Below are 16933 nucleotides of genomic sequence, written 5' to 3' on the forward strand. Positions count from 1 at the left end.
CCTATCCACTTCACAAATTCATAATTATTTTCTAAAGAAATAATACACTAGTTTCTTCTCAAACACAAAAGATTACCCTTTCACTTTACGCATTTATAATATATTTCATTAAGCAAATACCCATTATTAAAGGAAGAATATCTTTAGATAATAAAGATTAATTCTTTCAATAAACATTATCTGTTGCATTATTCGATTAGTGTATTATTATCAACAATCAATACCATCATATAATTGAAAAAGCAGAATTCAATAAAAAAGTCCCAAAAAAGGGACTTAGATTGCCGTAAAAAAGGTGATTGCACCCAAAAATATTCCTGGCAAATTGGCAATGACCAACGGCCAATCCTTTTGCTTCTTCAGTGCGCCGTAAATTACCCAGCACGTACAATTGACCATTGCTACAAAAGGTTGGATTGGACTGCCCTTATCCCCTTGAAGATTGTTCAAAATCTGGGGAATGTATGAAACATACATCAACACAGATAAAACCGAGGCAGCTCGGCCTAACTGTTGAATTTTATGTTCTCTCTCGTTTTTTTTACTCATTTTGCTCATCCCTTATACTAAGTTTTCCCGGTTAGTATAGCATAACCTCTCTGATTACCTAAGTTAAAAAGCTCAAGGAAAAGGCTGCCCTTATTTAATAGTGACATTTCGTCACCTATAGTTTATACTTATTACAAAGAGTGACATACCGTCACTCAAGGAGGGAACTATGTCAACCAAATTATTATTAGCTATCATTACGATTACTCTAGCTCTTGTCTTTTATACGTGGGGTGTTTTTTCTGAGCGTCGTGCTGGAGAATTAAAACTGAAGCATCTTTTTCTTTTTGCCTTTGGGCTCATTTTTGATACGACTGGAACCACTATCATGTCAGCTATAGCTAAAACAGCTCCCGCTGCTGGGCTAACCTTGCATCAAGTAACGGGTGTTTTAGCTATCATTTTGATGGCTTGTCATCTAATCTGGGGAATCTACGTTTACTTCAAAGGAAGTTCCAACGCTAAACATACGTTTCATCGCTTTAGTTTAGTTGTTTGGCTTTTCTGGCTGCTGCCGTATGTTGCTGGCTTAATTGTTGGAATGAATCACTAGGAGGAAAAAAAATGCGCAAATTGGCTCAAACAAGTTTGATTTACATGATTGCCGGTCTAGTTTTCGGAGTGTATTACCGAGAATTCACTAAGTTCACCGCTTTTTCCGGAAAAACACAGTTGTCCGTCCTACACACGCATACATTAGTTTTAGGAATGCTATTCTTCTTGATTGTTCTGTTGCTAGAAAAGAATTTCAAGCTAAGCGAACAGAAGCATTTCCAGAAGTTTTATTTATTTTTTAACGCTGGTTTAGTAATCACTATAGGAATGTTGCTGCTTCATGGTACCCTGACCGTTCTCGGTTATCCGGATTCGGCGGCCATTTCAGGGATTGCCGGCATCGGTCACCTACTGTTAACTATCGGTTTAGGCTTTTTCTTCCATAGCTTATTAAAGGCTTTGCCGGCATGATCGATCGTTCCTCTGTTGCTGAGGAGCGATTTTTTCTTTTCATCCCAAATTCTACTCTATATAATAGAAGAAAACCGATGGAGGAGCGCAGCGATGAATGAATTGTTAGACGAAATTTTCCGAACAGCAGAAAAGGAACAAAAGAATGAACAGCAACTGGTATTAAAGCTGATGGAGGAAGTGGGCGAAACAGCTCAAGCCCTGCTTTCCAGCCAAAAAGCACCAGGCAGCGAATACAAAATGCTGACAACCGAGGATGTAAAAGAAGAAATCGCGGATACTCTATTGGTTGCCTTTGCCCTTTTGCATAAATTAGGCACTAGCAATGAGCAATTACAGGATTTACTAGAAACCAAGCTGGCTAAATGGCAGGCAAAACAAGATGCTTAAACCTGCTGGCTACTATCCTGTCCAAATTCCTAACCTGCTGTCGAAAGCCTTCCGTCAATCTGTGGATTATCAGGAAGAAGTCATTGAACCATTAAGTGAATTTGTTATTTGTGTTTGGCAGATGCTTCCACGTATTGCAGAAGCGCGACATCTTGAAAACATTATTATCGCTGATGGTTGTATTGATTTAGTTGTCGCCTTCGATCAGCAGCAAATCGGGTTTTCCGGCACTCGGGAGACAGATTTTCATTTTCCGATTTTTTCTAATGAACGCTTTCTAGGACTGAGAATGAAGCCTGGTGCGTTCAACCAATTATTCCAGCTGCCAGCTGAGCTTGGGATGGATCGCTTTTTACCTATTGAAACAGTTGATCCTGCCTTTGATTCAGATAAATTTTTCTCTCTACCATTTTTTGCTGCTAAGGACTACCTCATTCATTATTGGACACAGCTATTGGAAAGAAAAAAAGCAGACACCTTCACCCATTTGTTCGATAACTTAAACGAACAGCTGCCTATGACAGCTACCGATTTATATAATCAGCTTGAAATGAAAGAACGTAGCTGCCAAAGAATGTTCCAAGAGAAGTATGCCTTGTCTCCAAAAAAAGTCCTGTCTATTTTACGTTTTCAAAAGGCTCTGCAGGGATTAATGCAGGTTGATGAGGCGTCTACTTTGGATTATTATTACGATCAATCTCATTTTATCCAGGATTTCAAACGCAATATTGGAATCACACCACGAGAATTAATTCAGCATTACCGTCAGTGACGGATTTTTCCTATCCATCTGGGCCTTTTTCCCATAAAGTAGAAAAAAGGGGTTCAATTAAGAACACCGATGGGAGGAATACTTATGTATCAACAATTAACTGCTAATTTAATGGTGGACAGCATTGAGGAAACCTTGGTTTTTTATCAAGAAAAATTAAGCTTCAGCCTAGTCGCGTCTGTTCCCAACGATGAAGGCTATCTTCAGTTTGCCATTGTCGAAAAGGACGGGTTGCATTTAATGTTTCAAGAACGCCGCAACCTAATCAAAGAATATCCGATGCTGGAAACTTCAGCAACCAAACCAGGCATTACTCTATTTATTAAGGTCACGGATTTCGATCAGCTTTACCAATCTTTGAAGTCTAACGTTACTCTGGCAGCAGACCTTCACGAGACTTTTTATGGCACAAAGGAATTTGCTATTCTTGATAATTCTGGTTATGTACTCACCTTCGCCGAAAGCTAAATCAGCAGCCCAGCTAAATTTAGCTGGGCTGCTTCTATTTAAAGCTCCAACGTTTTTTCAAAAAACTCGTTTGTCCAGCTGTCGCCTTATCATACTTCTCCTGCAAATCAGCATAGTAATTCATCCAATGATTCAAGTTTTCCGTCACCCGCTGCTTTTCTTCAGTTAGCCGAATTTCCTTTTGCTTCAGGCGTAAATTCTCCTGCTTTAATTGTTTATTTTCTAGTACCAGCTTCTCAACAATTTGTTCATCTAGAAATGGGATCTGCTCCGATGATATAAATTCTCGGGTATTTTCTATCAGCTGACTGCTGAAAAAACGCAGCATCCGCTTATCTTCAAGACTCAATTGCTGCTGCTGATCTAAAAGCTTCTGCAGTTGAGTGATTGTTCGATCCTTTTGTTCCAGCTGCTCTAGAACAAACTCCCCTACACTAGGGAACCCTCGTTCCTCGACACTTTCTTCTAAGATTTGTTCTTCATAGGATTCAGCAGTAATTTTCTCCTGCTGACGTTGCCGCTGACTGCTGACAATTAAACGAATAAATTTCACCTGTTTATCGCTTAAACCCGTTTTGCCAACGTCAACAATACCCATTTGGTTTAGCAATTTTTTCAGTTGGCCTTTGCTTATGACTAATTCCTGCGCTAACTCCTCTAACGTTTTATTCATATCTGACTCCCCTAGTTAACGTTCTTTTTCACCTATCAATTAAATTATAAATCAATCGATACTGTTTAACAAACCTGCTCATTTGCTAGTTTTTTATAACTTTTTATTAAAAACAGGCTCAACTCCCATCGAATTATACCTGTTATTTATATTAGCTTACATATGGTAAATAGAAAGTCGGGAAAAAGTCTTGATTACGCTTATTTTTTGTTAAAAACAAGGAGTGAATCTTAAAGAAAAATGATAAGAGAAATAAAAGACTATAGCAACCTTTTATTCAGCTGCTATAGTCTTTTGATCATTCTATTGGAAAAGGTGCCTGCTGCATTACTTGTTGGATTAGCCTTAGCAGTGCTTCTTGATTGTCATCTGCGGCCACTCGGTTAGATTTTAACACACCACAGGAACGACAACGATGAATAATTGCCCACTCCCCCTGTGCTCTTGACCAGAGACTAACCGCCTCCATGGTTCCTTGGCAAAGGGCCGCCCGATCACCAGGGCGATTATCTACATGCTTACTAGCCAGACAATGAGGACAATGGTTACGATGTTTGCTTCCTGCCGCTTCAGGCACCGCCGCTTTCCCACAATCCTCGCAAACAAAGCTGTCTGTGCAGGCTTCATTACGATAATCTGGTTGTTTCAGTTGCTTCGCAAATTGAGAGATTTGCTTAAGACGCTTCTCCTTTTTCCGCAAATACTCTTCCTTGTCTTCTGTAAAACGAGCTTCAATTGTAAGTCTTAAATAGCTCTCCCATCTTTCCAGTGAAAGCTCTCCTGCCTGAAGCGCCTCTTTTACTCGGCAGCCAGGTTCTTTTTGATGCTGACAATTATTAAATCTGCATCGACCTAAGTAATCACTGACATCAGCAAAGCTTTTTTCCAAGCCTGCAGAACTTTCCCACATACCAAGCTCCCGCATTCCAGGAGTATCAATCACCCTGGATCCTTCTTGCAAGGTAATCAGTTGACGATGACTAGTAGTATGACGACCTCGTTGATCCTGCACTCTTACCTCGGCCGTATCCATATATGGTTCCCTTGCTAAATAATTTAATAAGGTAGATTTACCAACTCCCGAAGAACCTAATAAAACGATGGTTTTGTCGGGCTGCAAATACGCCTCCAACTCCTTCATCCCGGCACCAGTAACTGCACTGACTGCATGAACCTTAGCTCCTACAGCAACTCCTTTTGCCGCCGCGAGCTGACGAGAATAGTCTGACACTTCATCAATTTTCGTTAATAAAACTACGGGTAATCCTCCCGACTCCCAAGCCAAACTCAGGTATCTTTCCAGTCGTCGCAAATTAAAGTCATGACCGATTGCTTGCAAAATGAAAACATAATCAAAGTTAGCCGCTACAACTTGCCTTTTATAACCGCAGACAGCTGAATCAGCCCGAGCAAATAACGATTTGCGCGGATAAGTTTCTAAAATCAGACTGTAATCCTGTCCTTGATAATCTAGTGCTACCTTGTCGCCAACCGTCGGATAATCCTCCGCTTCTTTCAGGTAGTTTCCTCGCTTCACCTTAGCAAAACCCGCACCTTTAGCACAGGTAAAGCCAAATAAATCTTTATGAACAGAAGTAATTAATGCTTTTTCTGAATGGTTTGTATTCATGGTTTTACTCCTTATGTTTAGTTATCTGCTCCCTTCTTGACTTTTCAGCTTTTTTCTCATTATTGATCCATCAGCTGAAAAGCCGATGGTTGACAATTGACGTCAAACAACTACACCTCTTTCTACTCATTTCCGAATTATTTACCAGAGAAACGTCTTTCTCGCATCTCTTTGTCTAATTGTTTTTGGGCTTTTTTCGATCCGCGATCCAAATCACGATTTCTTTTCCGAGTTTGGAAATCAACAAACAGGCTGTCTAAATCATAGTCCTGCGGATAGAGCTGCTGAGCGGACATGACCAACTGAACTCGCTGACGCTGTACTTCGATGATTTGATCATCAACCAAGACGTCAACCCGATCCGCACCTTCGTCTTGATAAACCAAACCAATTGCTTCTGTTTCTGTCAAACGCACACGATCCCCTTTGTGATACTTAGTGATTTCTTTTTCTTTTCTGAATAAACTCACTTCTTCTACTTGCTTGAAATGCTGTTTAGTGATTCGATAATCCTTTTGATCGATATATTTCTGAGCCTGACGAATCAGCTCCTTGGACATATGCATTTTTTTAGCAATCCATAAGGCCTGACTGTCACCAATTTCACCAACCTGCAGTCGATACTTCGGTGTTAGCGTTTCTCGGTCAAAAGCCATTGCTGCTGGGACAAAATCTTCATGAATCTCAGCAAAACGTTTGATCTCCCCATAATGTGTAGTGGCAACCACTAAGGCACCTTTTTCATACATAGCTTCCATAATCGCAACAGCTAAGGCAGCTCCCTCGTTCGGTTCCGTTCCACTGCCAATCTCATCTAGTAAAATGAGCGTATTACGTTTTACCTTAGTTAGAATTTGAGCAATATTATGCATATGGCCCGAAAAAGTACTTAAGGCATTCTCTAAATTCTGCTGATCGCCAATATCAACAAACAAATTATCCAGCACCGCAATTCTCGTCCCAGCTTCAGCCGGAATCTGTAAGCCAATCATCGTCATCAAAGTCAGTAAGCCAACTGTTTTCAGCACAACTGTTTTACCTCCAGCATTGGCTCCGGTAATCACCAAACCGCGGTAGTCTTCCCCTAATGTGAAGTCCAACGGTACAGCATCCTTTGGCAAAAATGGATGACGCCCCTTTTTAATCTCGATGACTTCTGATTTATTTACAGTCGGCGTAATCCCCTGTAGCTCGCGACTATACTTCGCTCGAGCAAAAATAATATCAAAGGCCGTAATAGTTTCTATTGCAAAATCAATCACCAATTCATGCTCAGCAAACAAACCAGTTAATTCTGCCAGCACTTGATATTCTTCAGCAATTTCCTCAGCCTTCAAAAGTGCGTGTCGTTCATTCAACTTCGCAATTGCCATCGGTTCGATAAACGCTGTTTGCCCCTTACTGGATTGCTCTACGATGGTTCCAGCTACACGATTTTTGTAACTGGCTTTAATCGGAACGGTGTAATGTTCACCCTTTTTGATAATTAAAGCTTCTTGCAGCATCTCTTTATTAGAAGGATGGCGAATAAACTTCATTAACTTGTCCTGAATATTTTTTTCCGTTTCCTGCAGCTGCTTGCGCACTCTTCGCAAGCCCTTAGAAGCATCATCGCTAACCTTCTTATTATGAATCTTTTGGTAGACACTTTCTTCAACTACTTCCAGCTGAGGCAATTCCTTAGCATAGTTATAAAGTAGTGGTGTCTGAAATTTATTTTTTTCAAAAAACTTAGTAATCATACGACTACTGCGTAAAAAGTCAGCAGCTTCAATCAGCTCTTGCGGGGACAGAATCATTCCCTTTTTTACTTGACCGATCAACTGGTTAATCTGACTTAACCCCATAAAAGGAACATGCTGACTGCTGTCAATAATCAGCCGTGCTTCTTGAGTTTCCTTTTGCCACATTTTCACTGTTGCCAAATTGCTTTGCGGTGTGATAGCCGCGATTCGTTCTTTACTATAGTCACCGATTGCCCGACTTTGGATTTCACTAATAATTCGGTCAAATTGTAAATGGTTAATTGTTTCGTTATTCATTGATCTCTTCTCCTTTTTCTGAAGAGAGATACCCGTCCCTAAATAAATTATTCACCTAGAAAATACAAAAAAGACGATAGTCATACTATCGTCTTAGAACACACTCATTCTATCTATCGACAGGTATCACTCATATAAGCACGCCAAATAAACCTTCATGTTTATTGGCTATTCAACTTACTGATTTAGATACCTGTTACACTCACAAAAAAGTCCCCATTCGTTCTAGGTTTTAATTTATTCTCAAAAACACTATACCAAGCTGACGAATCCCTGTCAACTTTATCAAAAAAACTGTATATATTTTCTTGACGCATCACTTATTCAAAACTAAAAACACGACCTGCTGGTGTTAAGCAGGTCGTCAAAGAATGAGAATATGTCAAGCAGGTTTAGACCTAGCTAACATCATATTTTGGTATCATATCCTTGCAGCGCTTCAGTTCCTTCATCGCTGTTGCTGATACGAATCACATTTTCCATACTGGATACGAAAATTTTTCCATCGCCAGGCTGGCCGGTATGCAGAATACGCTTCATTTTACCTACCACCTGTTGAACTGGAATACTGCTAACCACTACATCTACCTTAACCTTTGGCAAAAGCTTAGTTGGCACTGGCGAGCCACGATAGTATTCAGTGTGACCCTTTTGAATCCCGTGACCAAGCACTTGAGTGACCGTCAAGCCTTCAATTCCGATTTCTTCCAGACCTTTCTTCAAGCTATCCAATTTATTTTCGTTGATCACCACCGAAACTGTTGTGATCCCATGACTATCTTCCCCCTTCGAAGGGCGTAACCAATCCTTGGAAGTAGTCGTTGAATTCGTTTCAGCAACAGTGTCCTCCAAAGTGATATTCGTCACATTAGTTGCCAACTCCGGTGTTGGCGAAAACATTGTACCATTTGCCTGTAAAGCATTTTGCGCAGCCAGCTGACCAGTTGCATCTGTCATGTCTGGACCGAAAACAAAGCCGCTGTACGCTGTTGGCAAGCCATGCTCCATAATATCCATACCGGCAAGTTCATCCTCTTCTGAAACTCTCAAACCAACTGTATACTTCAAGGCAGTGAACAACACGGTAGTCGTTGCTGCAACCCATGCCATCGTAATCGCCACACCCAACAACTGAGTCCCTAAAAAGCTAGCGCCGCCGCCATATAACAACCCACCATCTAATGCAAATACTCCAGTCAACAATGTTCCCAGCGCTCCACAGACACCATGAACTGCTACCGCACCAACTGGATCATCTACGTGTAACTTTTTATCAATCAATTCAACTGCAAAAACCATTGCAACTCCTGCGAATACCCCAATCGCTAAAGCCCCTGGTGCACTAACCATATCACAGCCCGCGGTGATCCCTACTAATCCTGCCAATGTCCCATTTAAGGTCAAAGACACATCCGGCTTTTTAAATTTAATCCAAGAAACAATCATTGCAGCCAGAGTTCCAGCAGCCGCCGCAATATTGGTATTCACTAAAACATTAGATGCCAATACCATCGTATCGTCACCTGTCATCGAAGTGGTTGACCCACCGTTAAATCCAAACCAGCTAAACCACAGAATGAAAACTCCCAGAGCTGCAAAAGTTAGGTTATGTCCTGGAATCGCCTGCGATTTTTTGTCTTTAGTATACTTGCCAATCCGAGGCCCTAAAATTGCTGCTCCGACAAAAGCTGCTACGCCACCAACCATGTGAACAGCCGTTGAACCAGCAAAATCATGGAAGCCCATCTCAGACAAGAAGCCGCCGCCCCAAATCCAATGCCCCGAAATCGGATAAATCAATCCACTAATCACTGCACTGTAGATACAGTAAGCGACAAAGCTAGTCCGCTCCGCCATTGCTCCTGAAACGATCGTTGCCGCTGTTGCACAAAAGACCGTTTGAAATAGTAAAAAGGTTGGTGTTGGCAGATCAAAGGTCAATGATCCTGAAGCGAAAAAGTTTAATCCGCCAAAAATTGCACTACTACTGCCGAACATAATGCCAAAACCAATAACCCAATACAAAATAGTCCCAAAACAGAAATCAATCAAATTCTTCATAATAATGTTACCGGCATTTTTTGCTCTTGTGAATCCCGATTCCACTAAAGTAAAACCTGCCTGCATAAAAAATACTAAAAATGCCCCTAATAACGTCCATACCACATCAATTGATGAATACATCCTACCAACCCTTTCGTATATGTTACCTTTTTTAACATCATACATACACGAACTAAAACAGTCAAGGTCTTATGTTAAATTTTATTACATATACTGGATTTTTTTGGCGGTTTTTCTATTTTTATGTTATATGAACTTACATAAGGTAAAAAATATGATGTTACCACACTAAACTTTTAGGAGTTTCAACAGGAAATTTCTCTAACATCCTTATTCAAGCACTTTGGTCATCCGCCGGTACTTACGCAGCCGTTCTGATGCTTACAGGTACGCTATTTTCCAGTGTTACTTATCAACTAAATACTCGAACCATCAAGGAAGTCACCCACTCCTAAATAAAAAAACTCGGTCCCAGGATCGAGTTTTCCCTTCATTATTAGAGATATTTCCGTACCTTCTGTTGATAATTCCGATAGCTTTCACCAAATTCAGTCAGCAAATACGTTTCCTCTTGCTTGATTTGAAAATGAAAAAGCACCAATGCACTAATCGCTAGCAATAAGGTCAATAAATTGGGAAACACCATAGCTATCCCCACGTACAAACAATCGAAACCGACAAACGCCGGATTGCGGCTATAGCGATAAATTCCCGTAGTAACTAGCTCTGTTACCTGCTCTTCTCCAAAACCAACTCGCCAATTATTTCGCATTGTTCTCACGGCAACGACGAAGATCCCCGTTCCAAAACTCGCAATCATCAATCCTACTACACTTAACGCCAAAGGGCCAGAATTTACAAAAAATGGCAGAACAAATTGGAAAAATGCTCCCACTCCCGTTATTACCCGTAATACCCATTCAAAAAGTACGGTTTTTTTATCCTGCTTTTCATCTCCTAAAAAATTTACCTTAATCCCTTGACGAGCCAACAACATTGCTTTTAACAAATACGCTACATAAAATAGCAAAACGATTACTAACATCAATCCCCTAACCATCATTTCAATCATCTCACTTTGCATGTTCTTTCATTCATATGAACATTATCACATATGACCAATTGTCTAGTCAATAGACTTTTTCATACCCCTCACTTCACTAGAATAAAGTACATGATTTTCGTTATTCAACGAAAAATCCATTTTTACGCGCTAACAAAAAAAGCTCACCAACTTGGTGAACTTTTTTCGAAACTATGTTTTCTAAACAGCACGTTTACTTTCCGTAAAGAGTGTGTAGATTATCCCAATCAAAAATCCGACAAAGGCTGGCAATACCCAACCCATCCCTATATGGAAAAAAGGCAAATATTTTCCAGCAAGGGTTAAAAGCGAATCCACACTAGGTATGTTCAAAATGCCAGAAGGACTAGCAGCCAACCCATCGAAAATCGCTGGCACAATAGTAAACACCGTAGTCATTTGATAGACAATTCTCCGATGTTTAAACAACGGACTTACTATAGATAGCAAAATCAACGTCATCGCTAACGGATAGACAAACATCAAAACAGGTAAAGAGAGTTGAATAATATTCGTCAAACCGACATTGGCAAATAGACACGGCAGGATACTTGCAACGACAATGAAAAATTGATAACTGCGGCTTGGAAACAGTTCAACAAAGGTTTCTGAGAAGGCCGTTACCAAACCAATCGCCGTCTTTAAACAGGCCGAGATAACTATCAAAGCCAAAAGTACGCTGCCAGCCGTTCCTAGATATTCATTGGCAATTTGTGCCAAGGCAATCCCGCCATTTTCACTCAAAGCGAATTTTCCCAGACTCATGGTTCCTAGATAAGCCAGCAATGTATAAATGACACCCATCAATACAATACTAATCGTTCCAGATTTAATGGTGTCTTTAGCAATTTGGTTCGGCTTTTCGATTCCCATGGATTGAATCGTCGTCACAATAATAATCCCAAACGCCAGCGAAGCTAGAGCATCCAGCGTATTATACCCTTCGATGAACCCTTTTGAAAAAGCCGCAGTCGTATAAGAAGGCTGCACCACCGCACCAGCTATCGGCCCCAACGGACGAGTAAAACCTAAAAACAGTAGTGTTCCCAGCAACAGCAAAAAGATCGGATTTAAAAATTTACCCACATAATCCAATATTTTAGTGGGCTTACGGGAAAAGAACCAGGTTGCCACGAAGAACACTAGACTAAAGACCGCCAAAACAATCGATTGATTTCCATCACCAACAAACGGCGCCAGCCCAATTTCAAAAGAAGTTGTTGCCAATCGAGGCAGTGCGAAAAACGGCCCAATAACTAAATAAATCAAAACAGTAAAAATAAAGGCATACCTGCGGTCGATTTTTGAAGCTAACTCAAAAACCCCTTTGCTTTGAGAAACCCCTATAGCAATCACACCTAAAAACGGCAACCCAATCCCTGTAACCAAAAACCCCAGATTCGCCAGCAAGACATTTTCTCCAGCCAACTGCCCCATGTTAACGGGAAAAATCAGATTCCCCGCGCCAAAGAACAAACCAAAAAGCATCGATCCTACATATAAATACTGTCTAAATGAAAGTTTTTTCTCCATAAACTCGCCTACTAACTATAGAATGTAAAGAAATCTAGAGTAATAGTACCTAAGAGCATGAAAGTTTACAAGTTATTCTCCTCAAATTTTCATTCTTGAGTTACATGAAGAGTTTTTTTGTAAAAATATATGCATAGCTAAGATTCCCCAATAAAAAAAGACCAAAACCCCAAAGGATTCTGGTCTTATTTCTACTAATTAAGCTTCTTGAGCTACTGGATATACTGATACTTGTTTTTTGTCGCGGCCTTTACGTTCGAAACGTACTACGCCGTCAACTTTTGCGTACAAAGTATCATCTCCGCCTTTACCCACGTTTACGCCTGGGTAAATTCTTGTACCGCGTTGGCGGTAAAGGATTGATCCACCTGTAACAGTTTGACCGTCTGCACGTTTAGCGCCTAAACGTTTAGATTCTGAGTCACGTCCGTTAGAAGTTGAACCGCCACCTTTTTTATGGGCGAAGAATTGCAAATTCATTTTCATCAACATGAGATGCACCTCCTGGTTATTGTTTGATAGTTTTAGTTTGAATGTACTGATCGTTCTCTTCTTCAATGGCCTGTAAGCCCAACAACAAATTCTCTAATAAAATTTGCGTGATATTGGTTTGCTCCTGAGTCAATCCTTCTGTGAGCTCCATATAAAGGTAGCCACCTTCAACTTCGTCCGCATCAATGATCGGCTGGGTTCCAGCTAATGCATCAATACCATTAACAGTACTAATTGCTAGAGCAGAAACAGCGGCACACACAATATCATGTCCGTATTCACCGGACTGCGCATGACCAGAGAGTTCAAAAGAAACAATCCGTCCTGATTCATTCCGTTTGAATGTACCTGAAATCATTTAGGCACCTTCTTTGTTACGCTTTGATTGAGTCAATGACAACTTTAGTGTAAGGTTGACGATGACCTTGTTTACGGTGTGAATGTTTTTTAGGTTTGTACTTGAATGTTACGACTTTCTTTTGTTTGCCGTGTTTTTCAACTGTACCTTCAACTGTTGCACCTTCAACGATCGGAGCTCCTACTTTCGTAGTTTCGCCGCCGACTAAAACAACTTGATCAAAAGTAACTTTTTCGCCAGCTTCAACATCTAATTTCTCGATGTAGATTGCTTGACCTTCTTCTACTTTGATTTGTTTGCCGCCTGTTTTGATAATTGCGTACATGCTTGTGGCACCTCCTTATAATTTATACTTAGACTCGCCATCACAAGTGACTTGCGTACTTAAGACTTGCTCTGTGCGGTTGTAGCTGTGGAGTCCACAATTACAACATTCTTAGTTTACTAAAAAAATACTACCAAGTCAATGATTAAATTATTGACGAGAGGCTAGGTTATTCTTTACTATAGAAAGGCGAGGTGAAATCCATGGAATATCCTGACAAATTGGTCCAATTAGTGAAAGAACGATCGACTGGCCTGCGTTTGGAGGGCTTTGTGGCTGGACAAGGTCCGAGGCACCCCAAATTAATGCTCGTCGGCGAAGCACCCGGTCGTAATGAAGTTGAAAATTTTATTCCTTTCAGCGGCGCAGCCGGCAAGGAACTGCTGAGCGCGATGGCTTCCATTGGACTAACACGGGAGAACACTTATATTACCAGCGCGGTACGCAGTCGCCCTTTTAAGGAAGTCCACCGCATCAATCGCCGGACAGACCAGGAAGAAACCGTTTATCCGAATCGAACGCCTTCAAAAAAAGAAGTGCTGGCTCATGCACCCATTCTTGATTATGAATTATCAGTGATCGACCCACCGATGATTGCTACGTTAGGCAATATTGGATTGCAGCGTTTATTAGGATCTGGTCATCAGATTACTGACATGCATGGAAAACTTTATCACGGACCGATCCAAAAGCTGAATCAGACGCAAAATGACTATCAGTTTTCAGCTAAAGAATATTTAGTTTATCCACTATATCACCCAGCAGCTATTTTTTATAATCGTTCATTAACAGAAAGCATCGCCGAGGATTGGAAAAATCTCGGTTTAATAATAGAAGAAAAGAGGTAACAACATGCTTAATGAAATGATGCATCGTCCAATTGTGAATCAGGACGTCTTACATTATATGCGAACCGAACAAAAACAACTTACTGGTAAATTAGGTGAATTGGAGGCTTATGCTCACGAACAGGGTGTCCCGGTTATTCCTCACGAAACCGTCGTTTTTATGCAGTTTCTATTAAAACAGCTAAAAGCGAAAAATGTTTTGGAAATCGGAACAGCAATTGGTTTTTCTGCTAGTTTAATGGCGGAAACCCTAGGCGAGGAGGCTCATATTACTACTATCGATCGCTTCCCTGTCATGATCGAAAAGGCCAAAGCAAATTTTGAAAAAATGGGCTTATCTGAGCGCGTAACTTTGCTGGAGGGTGAAGCAGCCGAATTATTACAAACGCTTGAAGGCCCTTATGATTTCATTTTTATGGACAGCGCCAAATCAAAATATATTACATTCTTACCCGAATGCTTGCGTTTATTGAAGCCGGGTGGTGTCTTGATGGTAGATGACATTTTTCAGGCGGGCACTATTTTCCACCCTATTGAAGAAACACCCCGAAAAAATCGTGCCATCTATCGCAAGCTGAATGAGTTTTTAGAGACAGTCACTAAGGCTCCCGATTTAACCTCCAGCCTGCTTCCTTTAGGCGATGGAGTAGCACTAATTACCAAAGACAAATAAAGCAATCCTTACTTTTTTCTTGAGAATTTCTATTTTCTCTTGTTCCCAAGGTAAAGCAGCATAAACTAAAGAGGAAGATTCAGTACGGAGGTCCTTGGCATGAACAAAAGAAAAAATTCACTGATCACTTATTTGATCATTACTATTGTTACTTTAGGGTTGGTTTGGATTGGAACAAAAGATCGCGCAGCTGCCTCACCGCAGGATCAGCATGCTTTGCCAATTTCGGAGCCTGTTGTCATGGTGCCCGGTACAAATGGCAATGTAGATCAGTTTGACGGTCTAATCAAAACGTTGAAAAAGAAAGAATCTGGCATTGATGTAGTGAAGCTCACAGTCGAAACAGATGGTTCGGTACAAAGTGCTGGTAAGTTTTCCCTGGAAACTCAGCATCCGATTTTAGTCGTCGCCTTTGACGATGGCTCAGACGAGTCGCTGCCTAAGCAATCCCAATGGCTGCAAAAAGCGCTCGCCTATACTGAGCAGTTTTATGCTTTTTCAACCTATGACTATTTAGGCTATTCTAACGGGGGATTAATTCTTACTGGCTATTTGGAAAATGACCAGCAAAAAAGCGACCCTGCTCTCAATCATCTAGTAACTCTAGGAACACCTTATAATGGTACCTCTTGGGAAGACAACGACAACAGCACTGTTTTTACCGAGCCAAGAAAAAAGAGTGCTCTTTTAATGGATTATCTAAAGGGCCGTGATAATATCCCGAAAAATATCTCCGTCTACAATCTTAGCGGAAATGTCGATAATCAAAATACCGATGGAACAGTTCCACTAACCAGTGTCTTAGCCGGAAGACTAATCTACGGCGATTCAAAGAGCTATCAAGAAATGACAGTTGATGAAAATGCAGACCATGGATCACTCGTTGAGAATGCAAAAACTGTGCAGTTGATTCAAAAATATCTCTTTGATCAAATAAAATAACTAAATAAAGATTGACATTCTAAAGTAGTTTTTCTATAATAGCTATTGTTGCTAAACTACTTGTGCTAGTAGCTCAGCTGGATAGAGCACTCGCCTTCTAAGCGAGCGGTCGTGGGTTCGAATCCCTCCTGGCACGTACAAACAACATTTCAACTGATGATAGCTGTCAGTAGGTTAAAAATCTGTTAGGCCTCTAACAGATTTTTTTCTTTGTTCAAAACCCTCTTAGACAAACTCCAACGCTTTTAACTAGTCTATTTATCCTAAAAAAGTATATTTGCAACCCTCTTGTGAAAAGGCTTTCTATTTGCTAACATGATAAAAAAGGGAGGGATTTTTTTGAAAAATTATTTAGATCTAACTGGTCGTGTTGCAGTTGTTACAGGTGCATCATCAGGCTTAGGCCGAGAATATGCAAAAGCTTTAGCTGAGAACGGCGCTAAGGTAGCTGTTATGGCACGCCGTGTAGAACGCTTAGAAGAAGTTAAAAATGAAATTGATAGTGCCGGCGGTGAATGTCTGCCTGTCCCTGTCGATGTCACTGATGAAAATGCCGTTGTTGAAGCTGTTCAAAAAGTAGTAGATCATTTTGGTAAGATTGATATCTTAGTCAATAATGCAGGATCGATTCAAGTAACCCCTTCTGTTGATTTATCTTTAGCAGACTGGCAGCAGGTAGTCGATGTCAGCTTAACCGGCTATTTCTTAATGGCACGAGAAGTTGGTAAAAACATGATTGAAAATAACTATGGACGAATCATCAATACCGGGTCGATGTTTGGTATTATCGCAGGTATGCAAATGCCGAATTTAGCCTACAACGCAACGAAAGGAGCTGTACCAAATTTCACCCGCAGCCTTGCGCAAGAATGGGCACAGTATAATATCACAGTTAATGCCATCGCACCAGGCATGTTCCCAAGTGAAATGATGGTAATCGACGAATCGGTTGAACAGCTATTGAAATTCCGTACTCCAATTGGACGTCCCGGGAAAATTGAAGAACTTCTAGGACAATTATTATTGTTTGCTTCAGAAAATTCTTCTTATACAACCGGACAAACGATTGCCATTGATGGCGGATGGACGGCAGTCTAACTATTGGAAATACAAAAGAGCTGCAA

Annotated in this window: 19 protein-coding genes, 1 tRNA gene and 1 other annotated feature; of the genes, 10 read left to right on the top strand and 10 right to left on the bottom strand. The window is 40.7% G+C overall.

Going from position 1 to position 16933, the window contains the following annotated elements; all coding sequences use genetic code 11:
- Positions 1-276 precede the first annotated feature (276 nt).
- On the bottom strand, positions 277-549 hold the full coding sequence (locus tag I588_RS07275) for a SemiSWEET family transporter (RefSeq protein WP_010755696.1): 273 nt from the start codon (positions 547-549) through the stop codon (positions 277-279).
- A 169-nt stretch (positions 550-718) separates the two neighbouring features.
- On the opposite strand from I588_RS07275, the gene I588_RS07280 reads away from it, so the two are divergent.
- The 5 genes from I588_RS07280 (at position 719) to I588_RS07300 (ending at position 3145) form a co-directional block, all read left to right on the top strand.
- Positions 719-1102 carry an HsmA family protein gene (locus tag I588_RS07280; protein ID WP_010755695.1) on the top strand — a complete coding sequence of 128 codons (384 nt, stop codon included), beginning with the start codon at positions 719-721 and terminating at the stop codon, positions 1100-1102.
- Positions 1103-1113: 11 nt separating this feature from the next.
- The gene (locus tag I588_RS07285) at positions 1114-1515 is read left to right on the top strand and encodes a DUF2871 domain-containing protein (protein ID WP_010755694.1); all 402 of its coding nucleotides are present in this window, start codon (positions 1114-1116) and stop codon (positions 1513-1515) included.
- A 93-nt stretch (positions 1516-1608) separates the two neighbouring features.
- Entirely contained in the window at positions 1609-1905 is a 297-nt protein-coding gene (locus I588_RS07290) for a nucleoside triphosphate pyrophosphohydrolase family protein (protein ID WP_010755693.1), read from the top strand.
- Positions 1898-2677: a helix-turn-helix transcriptional regulator gene (locus I588_RS07295; RefSeq protein WP_010755692.1), complete on the top strand. Its 780-nt coding sequence runs from the start codon at positions 1898-1900 to the stop codon at positions 2675-2677. Before I588_RS07290 ends, I588_RS07295 begins: the two co-directional genes overlap by 8 nt.
- A gap of 84 nt (positions 2678-2761) precedes the next feature.
- On the top strand, positions 2762-3145 hold the full coding sequence (locus I588_RS07300; protein ID WP_010755691.1) for a VOC family protein: 384 nt from the start codon (positions 2762-2764) through the stop codon (positions 3143-3145).
- A gap of 34 nt (positions 3146-3179) precedes the next feature.
- Here I588_RS07300 and I588_RS07305 read toward each other — a convergent pair whose 3' ends face one another.
- From I588_RS07305 to rplU, 9 genes are all read right to left on the bottom strand, one after another.
- Positions 3180-3818, bottom strand: a complete 639-nt coding sequence (locus I588_RS07305; RefSeq protein ID WP_010755690.1) for a DUF536 domain-containing protein — start codon at positions 3816-3818, stop codon at positions 3180-3182.
- 298 nt (positions 3819-4116) lie between these two features.
- Complete coding sequence (rsgA, locus tag I588_RS07310; RefSeq protein WP_010755689.1) at positions 4117-5448, bottom strand: ribosome small subunit-dependent GTPase A; 1332 nt, start codon at positions 5446-5448, stop codon at positions 4117-4119.
- A gap of 137 nt (positions 5449-5585) precedes the next feature.
- A complete protein-coding gene (locus I588_RS07315) occupies positions 5586-7490 on the bottom strand; it encodes an endonuclease MutS2 (protein WP_010755688.1) in 1905 nt (634 codons plus the stop codon).
- Between the two features lie 408 nt (positions 7491-7898).
- Positions 7899-9674: an ammonium transporter gene (locus tag I588_RS28035; RefSeq protein WP_010755687.1), complete on the bottom strand. Its 1776-nt coding sequence runs from the start codon at positions 9672-9674 to the stop codon at positions 7899-7901.
- 376 nt (positions 9675-10050) lie between these two features.
- Positions 10051-10617 (bottom strand): methyltransferase family protein, encoded by a 567-nt coding sequence (locus tag I588_RS07325; RefSeq protein ID WP_010755686.1) that lies wholly within the window; start codon positions 10615-10617, stop codon positions 10051-10053.
- Between the two features lie 201 nt (positions 10618-10818).
- Complete coding sequence (gene brnQ / locus I588_RS07330; protein ID WP_010755685.1) at positions 10819-12171, bottom strand: branched-chain amino acid transport system II carrier protein; 1353 nt, start codon at positions 12169-12171, stop codon at positions 10819-10821.
- A gap of 198 nt (positions 12172-12369) precedes the next feature.
- Positions 12370-12663 (bottom strand): 50S ribosomal protein L27, encoded by a 294-nt coding sequence (gene rpmA / locus I588_RS07335; RefSeq protein ID WP_010755684.1) that lies wholly within the window; start codon positions 12661-12663, stop codon positions 12370-12372.
- Between the two features lie 16 nt (positions 12664-12679).
- Positions 12680-13021: a ribosomal-processing cysteine protease Prp gene (locus I588_RS07340; protein ID WP_010755683.1), complete on the bottom strand. Its 342-nt coding sequence runs from the start codon at positions 13019-13021 to the stop codon at positions 12680-12682.
- 16 nt (positions 13022-13037) lie between these two features.
- On the bottom strand, positions 13038-13346 hold the full coding sequence (gene rplU / locus I588_RS07345) for a 50S ribosomal protein L21 (RefSeq protein ID WP_010755682.1): 309 nt from the start codon (positions 13344-13346) through the stop codon (positions 13038-13040).
- Positions 13347-13366: 20 nt separating this feature from the next.
- Positions 13367-13437: a sequence feature (ribosomal protein L21 leader region), on the bottom strand.
- A 112-nt stretch (positions 13438-13549) separates the two neighbouring features.
- Here rplU and I588_RS07350 point away from each other — a divergent pair.
- From I588_RS07350 to I588_RS07370, 5 genes are all read left to right on the top strand, one after another.
- Positions 13550-14194, top strand: a complete 645-nt coding sequence (locus tag I588_RS07350; RefSeq protein ID WP_010755681.1) for a uracil-DNA glycosylase — start codon at positions 13550-13552, stop codon at positions 14192-14194.
- A 4-nt stretch (positions 14195-14198) separates the two neighbouring features.
- Positions 14199-14867, top strand: coding sequence for an O-methyltransferase (locus I588_RS07355; RefSeq protein WP_010755680.1), 669 nt, complete (start codon positions 14199-14201; stop codon positions 14865-14867).
- 99 nt (positions 14868-14966) lie between these two features.
- Positions 14967-15809, top strand: coding sequence for an alpha/beta hydrolase (locus I588_RS07360; protein ID WP_010755679.1), 843 nt, complete (start codon positions 14967-14969; stop codon positions 15807-15809).
- A 62-nt stretch (positions 15810-15871) separates the two neighbouring features.
- Positions 15872-15945: transfer RNA gene (locus I588_RS07365), tRNA-Arg, on the top strand.
- Between the two features lie 203 nt (positions 15946-16148).
- Complete coding sequence (locus tag I588_RS07370) at positions 16149-16907, top strand: SDR family NAD(P)-dependent oxidoreductase (protein ID WP_010755678.1); 759 nt, start codon at positions 16149-16151, stop codon at positions 16905-16907.
- Positions 16908-16933 lie beyond the last annotated feature (26 nt).

The sequence above is a fragment of the Enterococcus pallens ATCC BAA-351 genome, from assembly GCF_000407485.1.
GTDB classification, from domain to species: Bacteria; Bacillota; Bacilli; order Lactobacillales; family Enterococcaceae; genus Enterococcus_A; species Enterococcus_A pallens.

Excerpts from the sequence above, each read along its gene's own strand:
- I588_RS07315 (WP_010755688.1), bottom strand. The coding sequence starts at position 7,490 with ATGAATAACGAAACAATTAACCATTTACAATTTGACCGAATTATTAGT.
- I588_RS07350 (WP_010755681.1), top strand. The coding sequence starts at position 13,550 with ATGGAATATCCTGACAAATTGGTCCAATTAGTGAAAGAACGATCGACT.
- I588_RS07275 (WP_010755696.1), bottom strand. The coding sequence starts at position 549 with ATGAGTAAAAAAAACGAGAGAGAACATAAAATTCAACAGTTAGGCCGA.
- rsgA (WP_010755689.1), bottom strand. The coding sequence starts at position 5,448 with ATGAATACAAACCATTCAGAAAAAGCATTAATTACTTCTGTTCATAAA.
- brnQ (WP_010755685.1), bottom strand. The coding sequence starts at position 12,171 with ATGGAGAAAAAACTTTCATTTAGACAGTATTTATATGTAGGATCGATG.
- I588_RS07290 (WP_010755693.1), top strand. The coding sequence starts at position 1,609 with ATGAATGAATTGTTAGACGAAATTTTCCGAACAGCAGAAAAGGAACAA.
- I588_RS07340 (WP_010755683.1), bottom strand. The coding sequence starts at position 13,021 with ATGATTTCAGGTACATTCAAACGGAATGAATCAGGACGGATTGTTTCT.
- I588_RS28035 (WP_010755687.1), bottom strand. The coding sequence starts at position 9,674 with ATGTATTCATCAATTGATGTGGTATGGACGTTATTAGGGGCATTTTTA.
- rplU (WP_010755682.1), bottom strand. The coding sequence starts at position 13,346 with ATGTACGCAATTATCAAAACAGGCGGCAAACAAATCAAAGTAGAAGAA.
- I588_RS07325 (WP_010755686.1), bottom strand. The coding sequence starts at position 10,617 with ATGATGGTTAGGGGATTGATGTTAGTAATCGTTTTGCTATTTTATGTA.
- I588_RS07360 (WP_010755679.1), top strand. The coding sequence starts at position 14,967 with ATGAACAAAAGAAAAAATTCACTGATCACTTATTTGATCATTACTATT.
- I588_RS07355 (WP_010755680.1), top strand. The coding sequence starts at position 14,199 with ATGCTTAATGAAATGATGCATCGTCCAATTGTGAATCAGGACGTCTTA.
- I588_RS07300 (WP_010755691.1), top strand. The coding sequence starts at position 2,762 with ATGTATCAACAATTAACTGCTAATTTAATGGTGGACAGCATTGAGGAA.
- rpmA (WP_010755684.1), bottom strand. The coding sequence starts at position 12,663 with ATGTTGATGAAAATGAATTTGCAATTCTTCGCCCATAAAAAAGGTGGC.
- I588_RS07295 (WP_010755692.1), top strand. The coding sequence starts at position 1,898 with ATGCTTAAACCTGCTGGCTACTATCCTGTCCAAATTCCTAACCTGCTG.
- I588_RS07285 (WP_010755694.1), top strand. The coding sequence starts at position 1,114 with ATGCGCAAATTGGCTCAAACAAGTTTGATTTACATGATTGCCGGTCTA.
- I588_RS07305 (WP_010755690.1), bottom strand. The coding sequence starts at position 3,818 with ATGAATAAAACGTTAGAGGAGTTAGCGCAGGAATTAGTCATAAGCAAA.
- I588_RS07280 (WP_010755695.1), top strand. The coding sequence starts at position 719 with ATGTCAACCAAATTATTATTAGCTATCATTACGATTACTCTAGCTCTT.